This window comes from Alcanivorax sp. 24 (assembly GCF_004360225.1).
Classification (GTDB): Bacteria; Pseudomonadota; Gammaproteobacteria; order Pseudomonadales; family Alcanivoracaceae; genus Alloalcanivorax; species Alloalcanivorax xiamenensis.
In genome coordinates this window covers 21,724-40,847 of the sequence record NZ_SNUA01000020.1, presented here as the reverse complement: position 1 = coordinate 40,847, position 19,124 = coordinate 21,724, and the positions used below count along the sequence as shown (strand labels likewise).

The 19,124-nt window shown below is 62.3% G+C and carries 21 protein-coding genes and 1 tRNA gene; 12 read left to right on the top strand and 10 right to left on the bottom strand.

The window, feature by feature from the left end; translation table 11 throughout:
- Positions 1 to 2: 2 nt before the first annotated feature.
- From E0L37_RS19465 to smrA, 3 genes are all read left to right on the top strand, one after another.
- Positions 3 to 782 (top strand): glutathione S-transferase N-terminal domain-containing protein, encoded by a 780-nt coding sequence (locus tag E0L37_RS19465; protein ID WP_133493314.1) that lies wholly within the window; start codon positions 3 to 5, stop codon positions 780 to 782.
- Between the two features lie 145 nt (positions 783 to 927).
- Positions 928 to 1,095 carry a hypothetical protein gene (locus E0L37_RS21585; protein WP_159660232.1) on the top strand — a complete coding sequence of 56 codons (168 nt, stop codon included), beginning with the start codon at positions 928 to 930 and terminating at the stop codon, positions 1,093 to 1,095.
- Between the two features lie 163 nt (positions 1,096 to 1,258).
- A complete protein-coding gene (gene smrA, locus E0L37_RS19460) occupies positions 1,259 to 1,852 on the top strand; it encodes a DNA endonuclease SmrA (protein ID WP_133493313.1) in 594 nt (197 codons plus the stop codon).
- Positions 1,853 to 1,993: 141 nt separating this feature from the next.
- On the opposite strand, the gene sthA is transcribed toward smrA, so the two are convergent.
- From sthA to E0L37_RS19445, 3 genes are all read right to left on the bottom strand, one after another.
- Positions 1,994 to 3,394, bottom strand: coding sequence for a Si-specific NAD(P)(+) transhydrogenase (sthA, locus tag E0L37_RS19455; protein WP_133493312.1), 1,401 nt, complete (start codon positions 3,392 to 3,394; stop codon positions 1,994 to 1,996).
- 96 nt (positions 3,395 to 3,490) lie between these two features.
- Complete coding sequence (gene hda / locus E0L37_RS19450; RefSeq protein WP_133493311.1) at positions 3,491 to 4,180, bottom strand: DnaA regulatory inactivator Hda; 690 nt, start codon at positions 4,178 to 4,180, stop codon at positions 3,491 to 3,493.
- Positions 4,177 to 5,283, bottom strand: a complete 1,107-nt coding sequence (locus tag E0L37_RS19445) for a DUF2066 domain-containing protein (protein ID WP_133493310.1) — start codon at positions 5,281 to 5,283, stop codon at positions 4,177 to 4,179. The genes hda and E0L37_RS19445 overlap by 4 nt, the downstream gene beginning before the upstream one ends.
- Before the next feature lie 136 nt (positions 5,284 to 5,419).
- Between E0L37_RS19445 and purM the strand changes: the two genes are divergently transcribed.
- Genes purM through E0L37_RS19425 form a run of 4 tightly spaced genes read left to right on the top strand, consistent with a single transcriptional unit; the run spans position 5,420 to position 8,499 of the window.
- Positions 5,420 to 6,463 carry a phosphoribosylformylglycinamidine cyclo-ligase gene (gene purM, locus E0L37_RS19440; RefSeq protein WP_133493309.1) on the top strand — a complete coding sequence of 348 codons (1,044 nt, stop codon included), beginning with the start codon at positions 5,420 to 5,422 and terminating at the stop codon, positions 6,461 to 6,463.
- On the top strand, positions 6,460 to 7,116 hold the full coding sequence (gene purN, locus E0L37_RS19435) for a phosphoribosylglycinamide formyltransferase (RefSeq protein ID WP_133493308.1): 657 nt from the start codon (positions 6,460 to 6,462) through the stop codon (positions 7,114 to 7,116). The genes purM and purN overlap by 4 nt, the downstream gene beginning before the upstream one ends.
- Positions 7,061 to 7,801 carry a DUF3108 domain-containing protein gene (locus E0L37_RS19430; RefSeq protein ID WP_133493307.1) on the top strand — a complete coding sequence of 247 codons (741 nt, stop codon included), beginning with the start codon at positions 7,061 to 7,063 and terminating at the stop codon, positions 7,799 to 7,801. Before purN ends, E0L37_RS19430 begins: the two co-directional genes overlap by 56 nt.
- A complete protein-coding gene (locus tag E0L37_RS19425) occupies positions 7,801 to 8,499 on the top strand; it encodes a DUF3108 domain-containing protein (RefSeq protein WP_133493306.1) in 699 nt (232 codons plus the stop codon). Before E0L37_RS19430 ends, E0L37_RS19425 begins: the two co-directional genes overlap by 1 nt.
- Before the next feature lie 195 nt (positions 8,500 to 8,694).
- Here E0L37_RS19425 and dcd read toward each other — a convergent pair whose 3' ends face one another.
- A complete protein-coding gene (gene dcd / locus E0L37_RS19420; protein WP_133493305.1) occupies positions 8,695 to 9,264 on the bottom strand; it encodes a dCTP deaminase in 570 nt (189 codons plus the stop codon).
- 78 nt (positions 9,265 to 9,342) lie between these two features.
- Positions 9,343 to 10,431 (bottom strand): iron-sulfur cluster carrier protein ApbC, encoded by a 1,089-nt coding sequence (gene apbC / locus E0L37_RS19415; protein WP_133493304.1) that lies wholly within the window; start codon positions 10,429 to 10,431, stop codon positions 9,343 to 9,345.
- Positions 10,432 to 10,533: 102 nt separating this feature from the next.
- Between apbC and E0L37_RS19410 the strand changes: the two genes are divergently transcribed.
- Positions 10,534 to 11,232, top strand: coding sequence for an SIMPL domain-containing protein (locus E0L37_RS19410; protein ID WP_133493303.1), 699 nt, complete (start codon positions 10,534 to 10,536; stop codon positions 11,230 to 11,232).
- A 69-nt stretch (positions 11,233 to 11,301) separates the two neighbouring features.
- On the opposite strand, the gene E0L37_RS19405 is transcribed toward E0L37_RS19410, so the two are convergent.
- Positions 11,302 to 12,213 carry a TauD/TfdA family dioxygenase gene (locus E0L37_RS19405; RefSeq protein WP_205655656.1) on the bottom strand — a complete coding sequence of 304 codons (912 nt, stop codon included), beginning with the start codon at positions 12,211 to 12,213 and terminating at the stop codon, positions 11,302 to 11,304.
- Between the two features lie 163 nt (positions 12,214 to 12,376).
- Between E0L37_RS19405 and E0L37_RS19400 the strand changes: the two genes are divergently transcribed.
- The 4 genes from E0L37_RS19400 to E0L37_RS19385 all read left to right on the top strand — a co-directional run bounded on the left by E0L37_RS19400 (position 12,377) and on the right by E0L37_RS19385 (position 17,488).
- A complete protein-coding gene (locus E0L37_RS19400; protein ID WP_133493302.1) occupies positions 12,377 to 13,267 on the top strand; it encodes a LysR family transcriptional regulator in 891 nt (296 codons plus the stop codon).
- Positions 13,268 to 13,551: 284 nt separating this feature from the next.
- Complete coding sequence (locus tag E0L37_RS19395) at positions 13,552 to 15,060, top strand: DUF3336 domain-containing protein (protein WP_133493301.1); 1,509 nt, start codon at positions 13,552 to 13,554, stop codon at positions 15,058 to 15,060.
- Between the two features lie 160 nt (positions 15,061 to 15,220).
- Entirely contained in the window at positions 15,221 to 15,859 is a 639-nt protein-coding gene (locus E0L37_RS19390; RefSeq protein WP_133493300.1) for a peroxiredoxin, read from the top strand.
- 384 nt (positions 15,860 to 16,243) lie between these two features.
- Positions 16,244 to 17,488, top strand: a complete 1,245-nt coding sequence (locus tag E0L37_RS19385; RefSeq protein WP_133493299.1) for an SMI1/KNR4 family protein — start codon at positions 16,244 to 16,246, stop codon at positions 17,486 to 17,488.
- A gap of 6 nt (positions 17,489 to 17,494) precedes the next feature.
- Here the strand turns inward: E0L37_RS19385 and E0L37_RS19380 are convergent, their stop codons facing one another.
- From E0L37_RS19380 to E0L37_RS19365, 4 genes are all read right to left on the bottom strand, one after another.
- Positions 17,495 to 18,169, bottom strand: coding sequence for a class I SAM-dependent methyltransferase (locus E0L37_RS19380; protein ID WP_133493298.1), 675 nt, complete (start codon positions 18,167 to 18,169; stop codon positions 17,495 to 17,497).
- 119 nt (positions 18,170 to 18,288) lie between these two features.
- Positions 18,289 to 18,537, bottom strand: a complete 249-nt coding sequence (locus tag E0L37_RS19375; protein ID WP_133493297.1) for a hypothetical protein — start codon at positions 18,535 to 18,537, stop codon at positions 18,289 to 18,291.
- Between the two features lie 97 nt (positions 18,538 to 18,634).
- Positions 18,635 to 18,708: transfer RNA gene (locus E0L37_RS19370), tRNA-Gly, on the bottom strand.
- Positions 18,709 to 18,780: 72 nt separating this feature from the next.
- Positions 18,781 to 18,975, bottom strand: a complete 195-nt coding sequence (locus tag E0L37_RS19365) for a DUF333 domain-containing protein (protein ID WP_201303712.1) — start codon at positions 18,973 to 18,975, stop codon at positions 18,781 to 18,783.
- Positions 18,976 to 19,124 lie beyond the last annotated feature (149 nt).

Below are 19,124 nucleotides of genomic sequence, written 5' to 3'. Positions count from 1 at the left end.
TTATGTCATATCTGGATATCGCCCGCTCACTGGCTTCCAGCGCCGCGCAAAATGGCCGGGGCATCGCCACCCGCCCGCGTGACAGGCAGCCGGAAGAGCCTTTGGAATTGTACGACATCGAAGCCTGCCCCTATTGCCGGTTGGTGCGTGAAACGCTTACCGAGCTGGATCTGGATGTGCTGATTTTCCCTTGCCCCAAGGGCGGCAGCCGTTACCGGCCTCTAGTGGAAAATCTCGGTGGACAGACCCGCTTCCCGTTCCTGATGGATCCGAACACAGGAGCGGCGCTCTATGAATCCGGGGACATTATCGATTACCTGCACCGGGAATATGGCGACCGCCTGCCCCCCGGCCGCGGACTGGCTTCCCGCTTGCGGCTGGTGTCATCGTTCACCGCGTCGGTGCCCCGTGGCCGCCGAGGGCTGCGCGCCCGCCCCGCGGGCCTGGCGGAACGGCCTCTGGAACTGTATTCCTTCGAGGCCAGCCCGTTCGCCCGCCTGGTGCGGGAACGGCTGTGCGAGATGCAACTGCCGTATCTGATCCGGCAGTGCGGCCGGGACCAGTGGATGGACTGGGTGCTGCCGGCGGTACGTGACCGTTTGAACCTGAATTACCGGCCCAGCCAGCGCAACCGCCAACGTCTGATCACCATCACCGATATGGTGGCGATTCCCTATCTGGTGGACCCGAATACTGGCGAGGAGCGTTATGAATCGGCTTCGATCCTGGAATACCTGGATTACGCCTACCAGGAACCCGATACCGCTCCCCGGGCGGTATGAACAGGATCGTATGAATATTGCGTTGCGCCTCTTCTCCGCCGCCGGGTTCAGTGATATATAGTCGTTGATACACAGGGAATGCGAGCTGGTCGCGCCTGTTATCACGCGCCTTTTGTATTACGGATCTTTTTTGAGAGTACAGAACATGAGTCGTCGCCACTTTGATGACTACGACGCCAAAGAATGGCAAGAAGAGCATAGTCGGGTAGCGAAGGAACGTCGCAAGCGGGACGCCAAGAAGCATCGTCATCAAACCGATGACGAGGCCGCGGAAGCCCCCGGTCGCCCCCGACCGCCGCGTCCCTCGCACTGATCGACCTTTTCTCCCGGTCCTCAAGGGGTATGCTCGCATACCCCCTGTGGTGCTTTTTTCCGAGTTCCCCCTCCGCGCCCCGGTATTGACGACCATCGGGCCGCTGCCATGCCCCTCATACTTTGTGTACTATCCCAATAAAGTGCCGTGTCCGGAGGGTGCCATGAACGACCATGACGACGATCTGTTTCGCAAAGAAATGACCGGTGTGGCACCGCTCAAGGACGATGGCCGCGTGCACCTGAGCCGCCCTCACCCCCCCAGCCTGGCCCAGCAGCAACGTCGCGCCGCCGCCACCGCCCGCCCCGCCCAGGACGGCAATCCCTTGTCCTTGCCGGAACATGTTCCCGAGGCCGGCCCCCACGACATCGTCGGCCAGAAGAAAAACGGCGTGCAGGAAGGGGTGTTCCGGAAATTGCGTTTGGGCAAGTACGAAACCCAGGCCCGTCTGGATCTGCACCGGGTTCGTCTGCTCGATGCCCGCGAACAGGTATTCCGCTTTCTCCAGGAGGCTCAGACCCAGGGGTTACGCACCGTGCAAATCAGCCATGGCAAGGGCCAGCACAGCGAGCGCCCCGGGCTGCTGAAAAGCTACGTGCTGCACTGGCTGGCCGAGTACCCGGAAGTGTTGGCCTTCCACAGCGCCCCGCAGAATCAGGGCGGCGCTGGCGTCACCCTGGCGCTGTTGAAAAAAAGTGGCGACGCGCGGCAGAAAAACCGGGAGTTTTTTTACGAGCGCAGCCGCGCGCAGAGGTAGCCGCTACAAAGCCGCCGTGGGAAGCTTGCTTGCAAGCGAATGGCCGACGGCCCGGGGGCATTCGCGGCCAAGGCCGCTTCCCACGGCGGCTTTGTAGTGGCTTCCGAATTTATGTCCCTCCAGAAGAAGGCCCGGTCTGTTTCACCGCCTAACCCGGTTGACCCCGTTGATCGCCGCTACCCGATAGGCTTCCGCCATGGTGGGGTAGTTAAAAGTGGTGTCAACGAAATAATGCAGCGTGTTGTTGGGCGCCGGTTGACGCATCACCGCCTGCCCGACGTGTACTATTTCCATCGCCTGATAACCGAAGCAATGAATTCCCAGCACCGCCAGGGTCTCGCGGTGGAACAGAATTTTCAGCATGCCAACCCGCTCACCAGTGATCTGCGCCCGGGCCAGATTCTTGAAGAACGCCTGCCCCACTTCGTAGGGCACCTTTGATTCGGTCAGTTCCTGTTCGGTTTGCCCCACCGAACTGATGCCGGGGATGGTGTAAATACCGGTGGGAACATTCTCCACCTGCTTCACCGGTCCACCGGTGACGATCCCTTCGGCACAGAAGCGGCCCTGGTCGTAGGAGGCGCTGGCCAGGGACGGCCAGCCCACCACGTCCCCCACCGCGTAAACGTTCTCCGCCGCCGTGCAGTAGCGCTCATCCACGCTCAACTGACCGCGACTGTTGGCTTCCAGCCCCAGATTCTCGATACCCAGATCCTGGGTGTTACCGGAACGGCCGTTGCACCACAGCAGCGCGTCGGCGCGCAGTCGTTTGCCGGACTGCAACTCCAGCGTCACGCCTTCATCGTCGGCGATGATCCGCGAGTATTCCTCGCTGTGACGGATGGTGGCGCCCTGGTCACGCAGGTGATAGCTGAGCGCATCGGAAATTTCCGTGTCGAGGAAATCCAGCAAATGCTGCCGGTTATTGACCAGATCCACCCGCATGCCCAAGCCGGTGAACATGCAGGCGTACTCGCAACCGATCACCCCGGCGCCGTAGACGATGATGTTGCGCGGCGTATGCGCCATGTTGAGGATGGTGTCGGAGTCGTAGATGCGTGGATGATCGAAGTCCACGTCCGCCGGATGATAGGGCCGCGAGCCGGTGGCGATGAGAATATTGCGGGTACGCAACAGCCACTGGCGGCCCACCGGATCGTCCACGCGGACGTCCCCCGGCCCCTGAATATAGCCGAGCCCGGAGAATAAACGTACCCGGTTACGGATATAGAAGTCGGTACGCACCTGCACCTGGGAGTCGATCACTTCCCCGCTGCGGCGGATCAGATCCTGCCATTGCACCTGGCGCGGATTGATCAGACCGCGCAGCAACGGATTGCGTTGCGAACGGATCACCTGACGCACCTGGTGACGCAGCGCCTTGGAGGGGATCGTGCCCCAATGGGTGCAGTTACCGCCGACCCGGTTCTGGCTCTCGATCATGGCAACGCGCAAACCGCCCTTGGCCGCCTGCATCGCCGCCGCCTCCCCCGCCGGTCCACTGCCGATGATGACTAGATCCCAACCGGAACTGATATCCATAGCGTCTCCTTATCGACTTGGTGGTGATCGCGAGATCACGCGAGGGTGTTCGGTGTTGTTTCGGTAGTATAGGAAAAAAGACGGATCCCCGCCGGGTCACCAATCAAAAACATCCTTGATGAACGGGATGGTCAGGGCGCGCTGACGGGCCAGCGCCATATGATCCAGCGTGGCCAATCGCTCCAGCAGTGCCGCCGGCGAGCGCTCGCTGCGCATGGCCAGATAACGGGCTGCCTCACCATTGATGCGCAAGCCGCGTTCACCGGCGCGTCGCACCACCAATTCCGTAAGCGCCTGCTCATCCAGGGGCTGCAGCCGGATCACCGGCCCCGCCGCCAGCCGCGTGGCCAGATCCGGCAGTTGCCAGGCGGTTGCCGCCGGTGAGGCGGACGCGGTAAACAGCAGCGCGCCGCCGCCGGCCATGACGCGGTTGTAGAGATGGAACAGCGCTTCTTCCCAGCGCGGCTGGCTGGCGAAACGGTCGACATCGTCCAACGCCAGCAGAGCGAACTGCTCCATGCCATCAAGGACGTCGGGAACCAGCGGCAACAGCTCCGTGGCCGGCAGCAAACAGGCGGGGCGGCCCAACGTCTGGGCGTGGCGCACCGCGCCTTCCAACAGATGGCTCTTGCCCTGCCCCTCACCGCCCCACAGCAATACCTGCCGCTCCTCGCCTTGAGCCGCGGCTTTCACCGAGGCCAGGGCAAGGCCATTGTCACCGGCTTGGAAATTGTCGAGATCGTGCCCTTCACGCAACTGCAGGGCCAGGGGTAACTGGTTGCTCATGGTTGCCAGCAATACAGGGAGCGCCCCTGACTTTCCCCGCATTCGCTGAGACCAGCCACATCGCGGGCCAGCGTCAGCCCCGCGGGGCTCACTTGAACCAACACCTGATCGCCGTCGAGCGAGCGCACCTCCACCGAGGCCACGCCGGGCGCCTGGGACAGCGCCTGGCGCAAAGCGGTCAGGTCTCGCAGGGAGCCGATGCCGCGCACCGCCAGCAACGTCATGTCGTCAAAGCTGTCCGGGCCGGTGGGCGTCACCGGAGCGCCGGCCACCATCGGCCCACCGTCCGCGGGCGTGGCGGGCGAAGACGTCGGCGGGGAGGCTGGCGGGTTCGCCTGTCCGCCTGCGGCGGCGCGGACCTCATCGCCATAGCGCTCCGTGAGAGTATCGGCCATCGCCGTCACCATGCCGGAGAGCAAGGCGCCCCGCTCACCACTGTCACGATCCTGCGTCACGGTTTCACGGCCTTCCATCAAACGCCAGTTGAGGGTCTCTTGGCGGCCGTCGTACAGCACCGCCGTGGCCACCCAGTCGCTGCCGTAGCGGCGCGACGCCGCCAGCACCGGTTCATCGAAACGGCCGCGAATGTCCGCCACCGTGAGCCCCTCGCGGTCTTGTTCATCCCAGGCCGGGAAACGCAGCGTCACGCCGCGTTGTGCCGCCACATCCGTCATCGCATCAGCCAGATCATCGCCGGCGCCGACCACACTGCCGCGCCCGCTTCCCGCCACCATCCACACCAACACCGTGGGTGGCTCTCCCCGCCACACCGGCGCCCCCTGATTGGCCAGGTAGCGGCGCAGGGCGGCGCCGTCGAATTCCAGTTCCAGCCGGGTGGCATCGCCATCCTGCTGATAGCGATAGGCCTGCAGCCAACGATCCGGCGCTTCCAGAGCCGCGGCCACGCCGGGCAGGTCGGCTACCTCGGCCTGGCCGGTCAGGCGGCGGGTCAATCTTTCCAACCCGTCACGAAGCGCCTCTTCGCCGGGCGCCTCGCCGCCGGCCCCTTGCGTCGCGGGCAGCGACACCTGCCCCAGGGTATCGGCCCCCGCGCCCGGCGCCAGGGCCAGCAATATCAGTACGCAGCACAATAATCGGGTCATCAGTTCGGTCCAGCGGGCCTCGATTGGGCGCGCTATTATCCCCTATCCGAACGCCGCTGGCGAACCGTCCATCGGCCCGTTTCCACTCCTGGTCCGCGATTGCTAGAATACGCGCCTTCACCATCTGGAGTGCCCCATGAGCGAACAGAAACGGCCGCTGACCTACCGCGACGCCGGCGTGGACATCGATGCCGGCAATGAGCTGGTAAAACGAATCAAACCGGTGGCCAGGCGCACCGGCCGGCCCGAAGTGATGGGCGGTCTGGGAGGCTTCGGCGCTCTCTGCGCTCTGCCTGAAGGGTACCGGAACCCGGTGCTGGTGGCCGGCACCGACGGCGTCGGCACCAAACTGCGGCTGGCCATGGATCACGACCGCCATGACCGCGTCGGCATCGACCTGGTGGCGATGTGCGTGAATGACCTGGTGGTGGGCGGCGCTGAACCGCTGATGTTCCTTGACTACTACGCCACCGGCAAGCTCGATGTGGAGACCGCCGCGCGGGTGGTGGAAGGCATCGGCGAAGGCTGCGTGCAAGCCGGTTGCGCCCTGGTGGGTGGCGAAACCGCGGAAATGCCCGGCATGTACCAGGGCGAGGATTACGATCTGGCCGGCTTCTGCGTCGGCGTGGTGGAACGCGACGGTGTCATCGACGGCAGCCGCGTCCAGGCCGGCGACAAGTTGATCGGTCTGGCCAGCTCCGGCCCTCATTCCAACGGCTACTCCCTGGTGCGCCGCATTCTCGAGCAAGGCGACGCCAACGCCGATCTGGACGGTAAACCGGTGATCGAGCATCTGCTGGAACCCACCCGCATTTACGTGAAGAGCCTGCTGGCTCTGATCAAGTCCGTGCCGGTGCACGCCCTGGCGCACATCACCGGCGGTGGTCTGCCGGAGAACCTGCCACGGGTGCTGCCGGACGGCACCCGCGCGGTGGTCGACACCAAGACCTGGACCTGGCCGCCGGTATTCCAGTGGCTGCGGGAACAGGGCCAAGTGCCGGAAATGGAGATGTACCGCACCTTCAACTGCGGCATTGGCATGGTGGTGGTGGTGCCCGCCGAGCACGTGGATCAGGCGGTGGCCGAGCTGGAAGCCGCCGGCGAGCAGCCCATCCTGATCGGCGACATCCGTTCTCACGACGGCACCCCGGAAGTGGTGATGGAGGGGCTCACTCCGTGACCCACCGTCTGGCGGTGCTGATCAGCGGTTCGGGCACCAACCTGCAAGCCATTCTTGATGCCATCGACGACGGATCCCTGGACGCCCGCGTTACTCTGGTGCTGAGTAACCGGGCCGATGCCGACGGCCTGCGGCGGGCGAGCCGGGCCGGCGTCGACACGGCGGTGATTGATCATCGCGATTATCCGGACCGGCCCTCTTTCGACCGCGCCATGATCCGCGAACTTGACGCCCATGGCGCGGACACGGTGGTGCTCGCCGGTTTCATGCGGATCCTCTCCAGTGACTTCGTGCGGCACTATGACGGCCGCCTGATCAACATCCACCCGTCACTGTTGCCGCTGCACCGTGGGCTGCACACTCACGCCCGGGCGCTGGAGGCCGGTGACCGCGAGCACGGCTGTTCGATCCACTTCGTCACCGAGGAACTGGATGGAGGCCCGTTGATTGCTCAGGCGCGCTTACCGATACTGGCGAACGATACCCCGGAAACCCTGTCCAAACGGGTACAGGAATGCGAGCACGGACTGTATCCGGAGGTGCTGCGATGGCGGGCCGCCGGGCGTCTGCGTCTGACCACACAGGGAGTGGCACTGGATGGCGAAATCCTACCCCCACAAGGCCGGCAATGGGCGCCGGCGGTTTCTCACTAGCGCCCTGCTGGCGCTGCTGATCCTGGCGACGGCCCCGGCCATCGCCACCGAATCACCGATCACCCCGTTCCAACTGCAATACCGGCTCAAGGCCCAGGGCATTCCTTTCGCGGTCACCGCCAACCGGACGCTGAAAGCGCTCGGTGACGGGCAATGGCAAATGGAAGTGGTGGCCAGCAACGTACTCGGCGAAATCCGCGAGACCTCCCGTTTCACCTGGAGCGGCTGCACTCCGGTGAGTCGCTATTACGGGTACCGGCGCAAGGGTCTTGGCCAGCTCAAGGAAGCGGAAGTGCGGATCCCGGCCGGTGGCGCCACCGCCACCGCCAAACGCAGCGGCAAGGCGGATCGCCAATACCCGGTGCCGTCCGACGCGGTGACCGACAAGATTTCCCTGACCCTGGCTCTGCAATGCCGGCTGGCCCGGGGCGAGCGGGATCTGACCTTGCATGTGGCCGATGAACGGGAACTGGAAAGCCAGCATTATCTGGTCGAGGGTGAGGAAACCCTGAGCATCAATGGCAACCCGATCACCACGGTCAAGGTACGCCGCGACCGCAGCGGCAACAGCCCGCGCCAGACCTGGCTCTGGTTCGCACCGGAGTACGGCTATACGCTGGTGCAACTGGTGCAGGAAAACGAGGACGGCCGCCACGTGATGACCCTGCAGGGAGCGCTACCGTGATGCGTGCCGCGCTCCTGGCACTGGCTCTGGCATTACCTGGCGGCGCCGCTCTGGCCGAGCCGCTGGCACCGTTCGCCGCCGAATATCGCATTCACGTCAACAAGATTCCCACGCCGATCAAGGCGACCCTGGTGTTGGAACCCGCGCCGGGCGCGGACCAGTACCGCATGCTGTTCGAGGCGGACTCGTTCATGCTCACCAACACCGAGGAGAGCCGGTTCGAATGGAACGACTGCAAACCGCGCACCGAGCGTTACGTGCATGAGTTCCAGGGGTTCGGCAAACACCGCTACCACCACACCGACTTCTCCTGGTCACCACCCAGGGTGGTCAACAGCGACAACAAGGAAGGCAAGGAGAGTTTCGACATCCCGGCCGATGCCCTGGACGAGTTGACCATGTTGCTGCGGGCCCGTTGCGTGTTCGCCACCGGTGACAAGGAATACACCGCCACCAGCGTTTACGGTGACCGGATCCGCCAGCATCATTTCATCGTCATCGACCGGGAAACCCTGGACACCCCCATGGGCGAACTGGATACGCTGATCGTGGAAAAACGCCGCAAAGGCGACCGCAAGAAAAAACGCCGCACCCTGTTCTGGGTGGCGCCGGCCAAGGACTACATGGTGGTGAAAGCCCGCCACATTGAAAGCACGCTACTGCGCGGCGAGCTGATCATGATCGACTACGGGAATTGAACGGCATGCCGCACACTGATTCGCTGCCAAGGCAGTCTCCCACAGCGGCTCCGTAGCTCCCTCCGTGGGAAGCTGGCTTGCCAGCGAATACAACGCCTCTTCATGTCTCCAGGCCCCATGGACTGGCCACGGCCATGGATTCAGCGCCATCAGAATCCGAGGGACACCAGTAGTCGAACGGCCACGATACTCCTATCAGGCCTTCGGCAGCGTCACCCCTCGCTGGCCCTGGTATTTGCCACCACGATCCATGTAGGACACCGCGCACTCTTCATCGGACTCCAGGAACAGCATCTGCGCCACGCCTTCGTTGGCGTAGATTCTCGCCGGCAAGGTGGTGGTGTTGGAAAACTCCAGCGTCACGTGCCCTTCCCATTCCGGTTCCAGTGGCGTCACGTTGACGATGATGCCGCAGCGGGCGTAGGTGGATTTGCCCAGGCAGATGGTCAGCACATTACGGGGAATGCGGAAATACTCCACGGTGCGGGCCAGAGCAAAGGAGTTGGGCGGAATGATGCAGTAGTCGCCCTTGATGTCGACGAAGCTCTTCTCATCGAAATGCTTGGGGTCCACCGTGGCCGAATGGATGTTGGTGAAAACCTTGAATTCGTCGGCGCAGCGCACGTCGTAGCCATAACTGGACACGCCATAGGAAATCAGCTTGTTGCCCTCGCCGTCGACGCGCACCTGCTCGGCCTCGAACGGTTCGATCATGCCCTGCTCGCGGGCCATGCGGGAGATCCAGCGATCGGATTTAATACTCATGACAAGCCTTGTCCAGTGATAGGGTGAATCGACCAATGGTACAGAAGGAGTCCCTCCGGCCTCAATGCCGGGTAACCACTAATGCTGGGTGACGACTTTCGGAAACCCGCGTTTGCCTTCCTCGGTGAGCGACAACCGCGCCGCCAGGCGCCGGGCCGCCGCCCGGTACAGCGCGGCCTCCGGGCTGTCCGGTTCCGCCGCCACGGTGGGCCGGCCGGCGTCGGCCTGCTCGCGGATCTTCAGTGACAACGGCAACGCTCCCAGCACCTCGGTGTGGTAACGGTCCGCCAGCCGGCGCGCGCCGCCTTCACCGAACACATGCTCCTGGTGGCCGCACTGACTGCACACATGCACCGCCATGTTCTCGATGATACCCAATACCCGCACGTCCACCTTACGGAACATCTCCACCCCCTTGGTGGCGTCCAGCAAGGCAATGTCCTGGGGAGTGGTCACCACCACGGCGCCGGCCACCGGCACTTTCTGGGCCAGCGTCAGCACAATATCACCGGTGCCCGGCGGCAGATCGACAATCAGATAATCCAGTTGGTGCCACAGTGTCTGCTGCATCATTTGCGTCAGCGCGCCGCTGGCCTTGGGACCACGCCACACCACCGGCGTCTGCTCGGTGATCAGGTAGCCCATGGACATGCTTTGCAGGCCGAGGGCCTCCACCGGCACGAAGCGATTGCCATCGCGAACCTGTGGCCGCGTGCCCTCCGGCAACCCCAGCATCAGCGGCTGGCTGGGACCGAAGATATCGGCGTCGAGAATGCCCACCCGGGCGCCTTCCCGGCTCAGCGCCAGAGCCAGATTCACCGCGGTGGTGGATTTGCCCACCCCGCCCTTGCCGGACGCCACCGCGATCACATTGGTCACCTGAGCCATGGCCGGCATGCCGCCTTGGGCGCGGTGCGGCTTGATCGCCACGGTCACCGCCAGCAGCAAACGACGGCCTTCGATCACCGCTGCCACCGCGGTACGAATACGCTCGCGCAGCGCCGGCAGCGCCGAGGCACAGGGATAGCCCAGGGTAATCTCCAGCCGCACCTGATCCTGATCCACCTGTATCGCCGACAGGGTGCCGGCGCTGATCAGGTCGGTTTGCAAATCGTCCGGGATCAAATCGCCAAGAACCTGTCTAACCGCCTGTTCGACTTCCGCCATGGGACCTCCTGCTGATGAATCAGGAATGATAAAGTTCCCCGGCAACACAACCAAGGTCGCAACCGGAATTACCTCATAACCAATGAATAAGGGAGTATCACAATGCGCAACAAACCGGCTCTTTTTGTCGTCGCTCTGGCCGTGCTGGGGTTGAGCGCCTGCGGCACGGACAGCGGCACCACCAACGGAGAGCGCGACACCATCACGGTGTCCGGCGAGGGCAAGGTCAGCGGTCAGCCGGATATTTTCAATCTGCAGGCCACCGCCCGGGAGACTGGCGATGACATCGCCACCATGAAGGATCGCGTGGACGATCAGGTCAAGGCCATGCTGGATCTGGCCGATTCCCTGGATATTGATGAGAAGGACGTCACCGCCACCGATATTCGCGTCACGCCGCAGTGGCAGTACCAGCCGGAACGCAAGCTGATTGGCCATGAAGTGGCGCGGGAAGTGCGCTTCCAGGTCAACGGCATCGAAGTCTATGCGGAACTGGCCGACGGCCTGACCAAACTGGGACTGAAGGACATTTCCCCGGCCGGCACCGATATCAGCAACGCCGCCGAGCTGAACCAGCAGGCACTGGAAACGGCGGTGGAAGACGCCCGCGCCAAGGCCGAGATTGTCGCCAAGGCGGCGGACCGCAAGCTGGGTCCGGCGATTACCATCAATGTGCAGGGCCAGAGCCATCCGGCACCGATGATGCGTGCCGCCATGGCCAAGGGCGCGGTGCAGGAGAGCTATCGCCCCGGTGAGCAGGAGCTGAGTGCTCAGGTGATGGTCACCTTCCAACTGCGCTGATCGATACCCCACCGACGCCAACGCCGCCCCGCAAGGTGGCGTTGGCGCAATTCCCCGCGACCATGCCGATCAGCGCGGCCGGTCACCGATGATAGTGGCCCGCATCATGCGACGCACCGCCGGGAAATAGTCCTGAATAGCGTAGTGCTGGGTTGAACGGTTATCCCAGAACGCAATGGTATTCGGCCGCCAGCGCAGGCGAATCTGATATTCCGGGGCCGCCGCCTGTCGATACAGGTACTGCAGCAGGTCCATCTCTCCGAGCCGGAAATCAAACCCCATCCGCATCTCCGCCACCTGGTTGTAATTGGCCAGATGAGTAACGAACGCCTCGTTAACGTAAAGAATCTTTTCGCCGCTTTCCGGATGGGTTCTGACTACCGGGTGCGTTGCCGGCGGGAACTTATGGCGGTTTATTTCACGCTCTTGCGGCGTCATTCGCGCGCCGAATGCCGGCATCACGTCATGTACCGCGTACAGTGCGACCAACCTTTCCTTCACATCCTCCGGTAAATTGTCATAAGCGGCGGCCATGTTCACCCACAGGGTATCACCCCCCACTTCAGGGCATTCAATACACCGCAGCATCGAGCCCATCGAAGGACATTCCCGCCAGGACACGTCGGTGTGAAAAATGTTCTCCCGGGCCCGGACCTGCTGGTCACCGCCAAGCAGCACCAATTCAGGATGGTCAGGGTGATGATTAAACACCGGGTGCACTTCCAGTTCGCCGAAGCGACCCGCCAACCGCACGTGTTGCGCCGGCGTGATGTCCTGGTCGCGAAACACCAGTAATTTATGACGGATCAGCGCCGCCCGCATTGCTTTGCAGGTGCCATCATCCAGTGGTTGCCGCAAGTCGATGCCCTCGATCTCGACACCGATGGTGGGGGACAGCGGTTTGATTCGAAACGGCGGATGTTCTTGTTCGGGTGTCTCTTCCCCCATTCCAACCCCGGGGGCTGCCGTTGAAAGGCTCATGGACGGTCTCCTTGACGATCTCCGCGTGAATGCCGGCCGGAAGCCGCCAATGGCGGAGCCCGGCTCTCAAATTCAATGTATTGACTGGCCTCCCAATGCGTCCAATGCATAATATGCGTTTCATCATTGTGTTTTATGCAATACACCCTTGAGAATCAGGGCCATGAATCTGCGCCGACTTTCCCATGTGGTCGCCCTGGCCGACGAGCTGCACTTCGCCCGTGCCTCGGCCCGTGCGCATTTGAGCCAATCCGCTTTCAGCCGCAGCATTCAGGCGGTGGAACAGGAACTTGGCCTGCGACTGTTCGATCGGGACACGGACGGTGTTCGGGTTACTCCGGCCGGGCGGTTGGTTATCGAGAGGGCGCGTAAACTGCTGTTTGACGCACGCAGTCTGCAATGGGAGGTGGCTCTCTACCGGGATAGTCAGTTGGGGGATACCGCTTTCGGCGTGGGGGCGATGGTTTCGGCCACCATGCTGGCACCGGTCCTGAGCGAATTGCGGCGCGGCCACCCTCTGGCGACATTCCGCATCGAACAAAGTCACACCACCCAGTTACTGACCCATTTGCAGGGCGAGGAGATTGAATTCTTCATCGCCGATATCAGCCATCTGAGAGCGGGGCCATCCCTTGAGATAACCCCCCTGCCCCACCGCGATGTTCGCTTCTATGTCCGTTCCGGTCACCCTCTGGCGAACAGGGACAATCCCCTCTCCGATGTGTGGCGATATGGGCTCGGCTCCGTCAGTGTCTCATCGCAAACCCGCGCCCGCTTCCTTGAACAACTGCCGCCGCAGGCCGGGCAAAGTCCCGCCCTGGCCCTGGAATGCGACGACTTCGCGGTGCTGCGATCGATCACCCTGGCCACCGACACGGTGCTCATCGCCACCGAGGCGGCCGTTGCCGAGGACCTGCGGGACGGGACCCTGGTTCCGCTGCAAGTAAGAGACGCCCCCGCGATGCAGGCTTCATTCGGTATCGTCGCCCTGCGCGATCGCACACCGTCCCCCATGGCCCGGCGCATCATGACGCTGATCCTGGCCCAGGAATAGAGCCCTCACCGGCGCCACCGGAGCACGGTCAGGGGCTGCCCGCCAGGCCGCCGCGCCGCGAAACACCATGCCATCGGTCAATGTCACTTTTTACGCTATTGTCCGACAATCCGGAACCAATGGCGCCGGAAGAGACGGCTACACTGAATCGCAATCCGGTTGTGCTAATGCTGAATTGGCGTAACCGCGAAAACGCCCAACAATAAACATTTCCGGCCCGCCGATGGGCCGGTAGCAAGATCGGCGGCCCAACCTCGGGCCGGTCGTCAGCCAGGGAGATCCGCATGAATCGGACGCTCAAGCAGCTCGAGCGCGACATCGCCCACGCCACCTCCTATCAGGCGTGGATGGAAGCCAGTCTGGAACACGACCGGATATCCGGTGCCGACGAATGGAAGGGTATCGACCGCTCCCCTCACTACGATTACGAACTGATCCGAAACCGGCTCTGGCAGATCCGCCAGGCCCGCGAGCGGCACAATGTCAACAAACTGGTATTCCATCTCCACGAAGGCCTGCACGGCAACCTCGGCAACATTTCCAACCCGGCGCTGTATCGCCACAGCCGGGTTGGCACCAAACATCTGATCGAGCGTTACCTGGACGAAGTCTGCGCCGCGCTGAACTATCTGTGCGACGAGTCCTTCGAGCAATTCGGCCTGAAGCAGAAACTGGATTTCTTCGAAACCACCGGCCAGGCGTTCGGCCAAAGCGGCCTGATGCTGTCCGGCGGCGCCGCCCTCGGACTGTTCCATGTGGGCGTGGTGAAAAGCCTGTGGGAACAGGGCCTGTTACCGTGCGTGATCTCCGGCTCCAGCGCCGGCAGTATCGTGGCGGCGGTGGCCGGTACCCACAGCAATGACGAGTTGGCGGAAAAACTGCGCCCGGAAAATCTCTACCTGGAGGCGTTCCGCGCCGCCGGCTGGAAGGGCCTGGTACGCGGCACCCCGGTACTGGATGGTGATCACCTGGAAGCCTGTCTGGAAGAGAACATTCCCGACCTCACCTTCGAGGAGGCCTACCGCAAGACCGGACGCGAGATCAACATCACCGTCAGCCCCTATGACCGTAACCAGCACAGTCGGCTGCTGAACTGGCGCACCTCGCCCAATGTCCTGATTCGCAAGGCATCCCTGGCCAGTTGCGCGATCCCCGGCATTTATCCCCCGGTGAGCCTGTGGGCCAAGAACATCGATGGTGAGCGCGTGCCTTATATCCCCGGGCGCAAATTCGTTGACGGCTCGATCCAGGATGACCTGCCGGTGCGGCGTCTGGCCCGCCTGTTCGGCGTCAATCATTCCATCGTCAGCCAGACCAATCCCCACGTGGTACCGTTCCTGTCGCGCAGCGAGAGCACCGACTCCAGCTTCAGCACCCTGGCCGATTGGGGCGTGCGCAATCTGTCCATGAACCTGAATTACGCATTGGAACTGGCGCAGCGGCGGGTGCGTTCCAACGATCTGGGACTGCTAATCAGCAAAGCACAGAATGTGGTCAAGCAACGCTACATCGGCGACATCAACCTGATTCCGCCGCGTCAGCCGCTGAATCTGCTGCGCATACTGCGTAATCCCAGCATGGACGACGTGCGCAATTTCATCAGCCTGGGCGAACGCACCAGTTGGCCGAAGCTGGACATGATCAACAACTCCACCCGCATCAGCCGGACCTTCCTGGCCTGCCGACAGCGGCTGGACCAACTGGAGGAACGCACGCTCAACCGGCTGCAGGTGGCATACTCTCCCGACGATCCGGAGCACCGCCGCGCCGCCGCCAGCGATCTGTCGCACTAGCGCCGGTTCACACTAATAAGCGTGGAGAAGATGCTTAGCGCAATTCCGTCTTGCCGCCCCCCTTTAAAGCGTCATCGTGAACCTCTATGTTCTCTGGAGTTATAAGCGAGCTTAGCTTTCAGCCCTATCACTATCCGCCAATATAACAAGGAGGCGTAGCATGGCATTGCAATTAGGTGACATCGCACCGGATTTTCAGCAGGACTCCACCGACGGTCCGATTTCCTTCCATCAATGGGCCGGGGACAACTGGGTGGTACTGTTTTCCCATCCCAAGGATTTCACCCCGGTGTGCACCACCGAGCTGGGGGAAGTGGCCCGGCTGAAGCCGGAATTCGAGAAACGCAACGCCAAGGTCATCGGTCTGTCCGTGGACCCGCTCGACGATCACAACGCCTGGTGCGGTGACATCGAGGAAACCCAGGGGCAGGCCCTGAACTTCCCGCTGCTGGCCGACGCCGACCGTAAGGTCGCCGACCTGTATGGCATGATCCACCCCAACGCCAACGACACCCTGACCGTGCGTAGCGTGTTCGTCATCGACCCGAACAAGAAGATCCGTCTCACCATCACCTACCCGGCCAGCACCGGCCGTAATTTCGACGAGATTCTGCGGGTCATCGACAGTCTGCAGCTCACCGACGGCTACAAAGTGGCGACCCCGGTGAACTGGAACGACGGCGATGACGTCATCATCGTTCCCTCACTCAGCAACGAGGACGCGCAAAAGCTGTTCCCCGAAGGCTGGGATGAGAAGAAACCCTACCTGCGGATGGTCAAGCAACCGAAAACCAGTTGAACCGTTCCGCCCTCTGTCAGAGCGGCGGCCTGCACAGCCGAAGTCCGCGAAAAATACGGGCTTCGGCTTTTTAATGGTTCATCGCCCGCCAGCAGGCTGGCTCCCACAGCGACATCAAAGCCCTTCCATGCCAGCGACCGGAAAAGCGCTGGCGCCAGCCCCTCACCTCGAAGCGGAGCTGTGTTACGCCTTTGCGGAACCTGCTTCACGACGTTCCCGCAAAGGCGTAACACGGCTACGCTGTCCCTGATGGAGGGCATTTCCAAATCCCGCCAAACCGCGATGAACCTTTTTAATGGGCTTGTAATCCCCCGCCATGATCAACAAACCCTGGCCCTCACCATGGTAAGCTGACTTTCTCAGTGGGCACGGCACCAGACCAGAATGGATCTCTCCGACACTTTCACCCGGGATGAACTTCAGCAACTGCGCGATCACGATATCGTGATCTGGGCCGACCGCGTCATCTTCGAAGCGCAGCCCCCCGTTAGTGAGGATGCGTTGCGGGATATCCGCCAGCGAATCCGCGGCACCCTGCCCGACGCTCTGCTGTCGCTCTGGCGACTCACCGCCGGCGGCCGTCTGGACTACGACCTGCGCTTGACCATGCACGGCAATCAGGAAGCGATTTCCTGGACCGAGCTGTTCTACCACGACAGCGATGGCTATCGTGATCTACCCGGCTGGATCGAGCATGAACAGGCGCTCGCGGAAGAAGCCTGCGAGGCTGGTGGGCGTGATTGGGACGGCAAAATCGGCGCTCTGCCCATCGGCGGCTTCGAATACTGCGACCGCATCTATGTGGTCACCGACCAGCACGCCCTAGATTACGGCCACGCTCTGGCTTGGAAAATGGGCTTGCCGCCAGCCTGGCGCCACGCCATGCACGAGGACGGACTGGCCACCATCGCACCGACTCTGCGGGAGGCTTTCCAATGCCTCGGACTGGAAAAAGATCCGGTCTCCGACGACAGCGCCGATACCGGTCTGGAATTCTTGGAGTATCTGGACTGCCGCAGGCAGGATCACGGCCTGCCCGACGCTCTGGCCGACAAGATAGTCGACTTTTACCGGCAAGCCGTGCTGGATTGGCGGGGCGCGCTCGAAGCCGGCACCCTGAGCAACAATCCTCTTCTTGCCACACTGGCTCTGAGTCACGCCATTCAACAGGACGATGCCGCCCTGCTCACGCAATTACTCGACGGCGGCATCACGGCGGATATCCCGCTTCGCGGCGATATGAGCCCGCTCTCCCTGGCTGTCATCAACAATGCCTGGTCAGCCTTTCAGGCCCTGCTTGACCGTGATCCGCCGCTCCCCGAACGGCTGCTGGACGACGTAAATGGTCCTGTTCCCAGGGCGTTGGTGGCCCGTGTGCTGACCCACCCGGATCAGGCCTCGGTACAGGCAGCGCTACGCTGCGTCCTGCATGGAGTCCCCGACAGTGCCCACTGCATAACGGAACAGCTGTCCGTACAGCAGCGCGCCACCCTGCCGGAACAAAAACAAACACTGTTGGCGTCATTGCGCACGAGTTTGGAAAAGGTGAGACAGGGCAAACTCGCGCACTACCTGGGTGAAGACGGGCTGCGCCTGCAAATCAAGCGGCTGGGGGCCTTCCGGCTTTGACCAGCGTCAGGGAGCGTAAGCAACCCAGCCCTTGAAGGTAAACCCGGCGTAGAACAGCTCGGTTCCTTTGAAACCTGCTTCCCTGAGGAGCGCCTCTTCCTGCTCTGGAGCAAGCAAGGGCAACCGGACGCCAATGGCTTCGATGGCTCTTTCGGCGTCGGCTCCGGCTACCCCGGACGACGCCGCGAACGCAGCGTAACGCTTCAGCCAACGCCGTTTCTCATCCTCGTCCTGGGGAAAACTGTGATGGGCCACCACCAACGGCGCGCCGGGTTTCAAGCGGCGCCGCAGCGCTCCGAGCGTGTGGCGGCGCTGCTCCATCGATAGAAAGTGCAGCGTCAACAAGCAGGTGGCGCCGTCGAAGGCCAGGTCCGGCGCCTGGTCGATGTAACCTTCGAGAAGCTCCACGCGGTCCGCAAGCGGGCCCAGCGTATCCGACGCCAGCTCCAGCATCCGCGCCGAGGGATCAACGCCCAGAAAGCGCCATCCGGACCGGGATTGCGCGAATGCCTTCAATTCCAGGCCGCCACCGGCGCCCAACACCAGAACATGCCCCTGTTCGGGAACACGCTCCGCCAGCAGCAACTCCGCCATTTTCTGCAGCGCGAGGAAACCCGGCACCTGCCTGACCGGGCCATCAGCGTACCGGGCAACGGAACCGGGATTGGAAAAAGAGGACACAGGAGATTCCATTGCCACCGTTTCGCCTTATCGTAACTTCAATTGTTACTATAAGGAAGGCAAACATGGAAAAGAGAGAATAAGGCGCAGCAGTTCGGCCAGAACCGCCAGACGTGCAACTAAAGCGTCTTATGCACCACGTCGACCGGCGTCCACTCACCACAACCCGCAATCATCCCATCGCCCTGGGCATTGAGCTTCCTCAGGCAGATCGCGGCTTTCCTCTCCTTACCGTCGATCAACATCACCGTGAACTTGTCCAGCGTGACCGCGCTCAGATCATTACCGCCACAACCGGCGAGCAAGAAGAGCACCGCTACTCCCCAGAACCACTTCCTCATATCGCGCCCTTTATCCGTTGGTTTCATGAGTCGCATTCCAGAAAGAAAGGATACCGCATCCTGACACGGCTCGTTCCATCCTATCGGTGGCGGGAGGGGGTATTCGCGGCGGGAGAAGGAGGTTTGGAGCGGGTGAAGGGAATCGAACCCTCGTCGTAAGCTTGGGAAGCTTCTGCTCTACCATTGAGCTACACCCGCTTCCGTGAAACGGCAATATAGTTAACGCCTTATGCCATGTCCACTGTCCCGCGGCATTTTCGTACGGCGTCATCAATTCTGGATGGAGGAGCGATACAGCGCCCATTCCTCGACGACACGACCATCCGGCAGATGGCAGTAGCCAACCTGGCCATTCTGCTCGTCGCGGATTTCCAGTTCGCCTCCCACTTGCTCACAGTATTGCGAAGCAGGATTAGCCATACCGGTGGGCCCAGCCGAGTCATCCTGTTCCGTGGTGTTGGACATACAAGCGCTCAGGGGAAATATCAGAGCAATAGCGAATCGATGGTACATACCACATTCCCATGGAATCCATGCCAGGGTCAGCATGCTTGCCGTGGGAGACGGATGCAACAGACCAGCGTGGACAGGCGCCTTTAAACCGCACCGACAGC

Bases quoted from the DNA above. Each gene is read 5' to 3' on its own strand.
- E0L37_RS19465 (WP_133493314.1), top strand. From the start codon at position 3: ATGTCATATCTGGATATCGCCCGCTCACTGGCTTCCAGCGCCGCGCAA.
- E0L37_RS21585 (WP_159660232.1), top strand. From the start codon at position 928: ATGAGTCGTCGCCACTTTGATGACTACGACGCCAAAGAATGGCAAGAA.
- smrA (WP_133493313.1), top strand. From the start codon at position 1,259: ATGAACGACCATGACGACGATCTGTTTCGCAAAGAAATGACCGGTGTG.
- sthA (WP_133493312.1), bottom strand. From the start codon at position 3,394: ATGGATATCAGTTCCGGTTGGGATCTAGTCATCATCGGCAGTGGACCG.
- hda (WP_133493311.1), bottom strand. From the start codon at position 4,180: ATGAGCAACCAGTTACCCCTGGCCCTGCAGTTGCGTGAAGGGCACGAT.
- E0L37_RS19445 (WP_133493310.1), bottom strand. From the start codon at position 5,283: ATGACCCGATTATTGTGCTGCGTACTGATATTGCTGGCCCTGGCGCCG.
- purM (WP_133493309.1), top strand. From the start codon at position 5,420: ATGAGCGAACAGAAACGGCCGCTGACCTACCGCGACGCCGGCGTGGAC.
- E0L37_RS19430 (WP_133493307.1), top strand. From the start codon at position 7,061: ATGGCGAAATCCTACCCCCACAAGGCCGGCAATGGGCGCCGGCGGTTT.
- E0L37_RS19425 (WP_133493306.1), top strand. From the start codon at position 7,801: ATGCGTGCCGCGCTCCTGGCACTGGCTCTGGCATTACCTGGCGGCGCC.
- dcd (WP_133493305.1), bottom strand. From the start codon at position 9,264: ATGAGTATTAAATCCGATCGCTGGATCTCCCGCATGGCCCGCGAGCAG.
- apbC (WP_133493304.1), bottom strand. From the start codon at position 10,431: ATGGCGGAAGTCGAACAGGCGGTTAGACAGGTTCTTGGCGATTTGATC.
- E0L37_RS19410 (WP_133493303.1), top strand. From the start codon at position 10,534: ATGCGCAACAAACCGGCTCTTTTTGTCGTCGCTCTGGCCGTGCTGGGG.
- E0L37_RS19405 (WP_205655656.1), bottom strand. From the start codon at position 12,213: ATGAGCCTTTCAACGGCAGCCCCCGGGGTTGGAATGGGGGAAGAGACA.
- E0L37_RS19400 (WP_133493302.1), top strand. From the start codon at position 12,377: ATGAATCTGCGCCGACTTTCCCATGTGGTCGCCCTGGCCGACGAGCTG.
- E0L37_RS19395 (WP_133493301.1), top strand. From the start codon at position 13,552: ATGAATCGGACGCTCAAGCAGCTCGAGCGCGACATCGCCCACGCCACC.
- E0L37_RS19390 (WP_133493300.1), top strand. From the start codon at position 15,221: ATGGCATTGCAATTAGGTGACATCGCACCGGATTTTCAGCAGGACTCC.
- E0L37_RS19385 (WP_133493299.1), top strand. From the start codon at position 16,244: ATGGATCTCTCCGACACTTTCACCCGGGATGAACTTCAGCAACTGCGC.
- E0L37_RS19375 (WP_133493297.1), bottom strand. From the start codon at position 18,537: ATGAAACCAACGGATAAAGGGCGCGATATGAGGAAGTGGTTCTGGGGA.
- E0L37_RS19365 (WP_201303712.1), bottom strand. From the start codon at position 18,975: ATGTCCAACACCACGGAACAGGATGACTCGGCTGGGCCCACCGGTATG.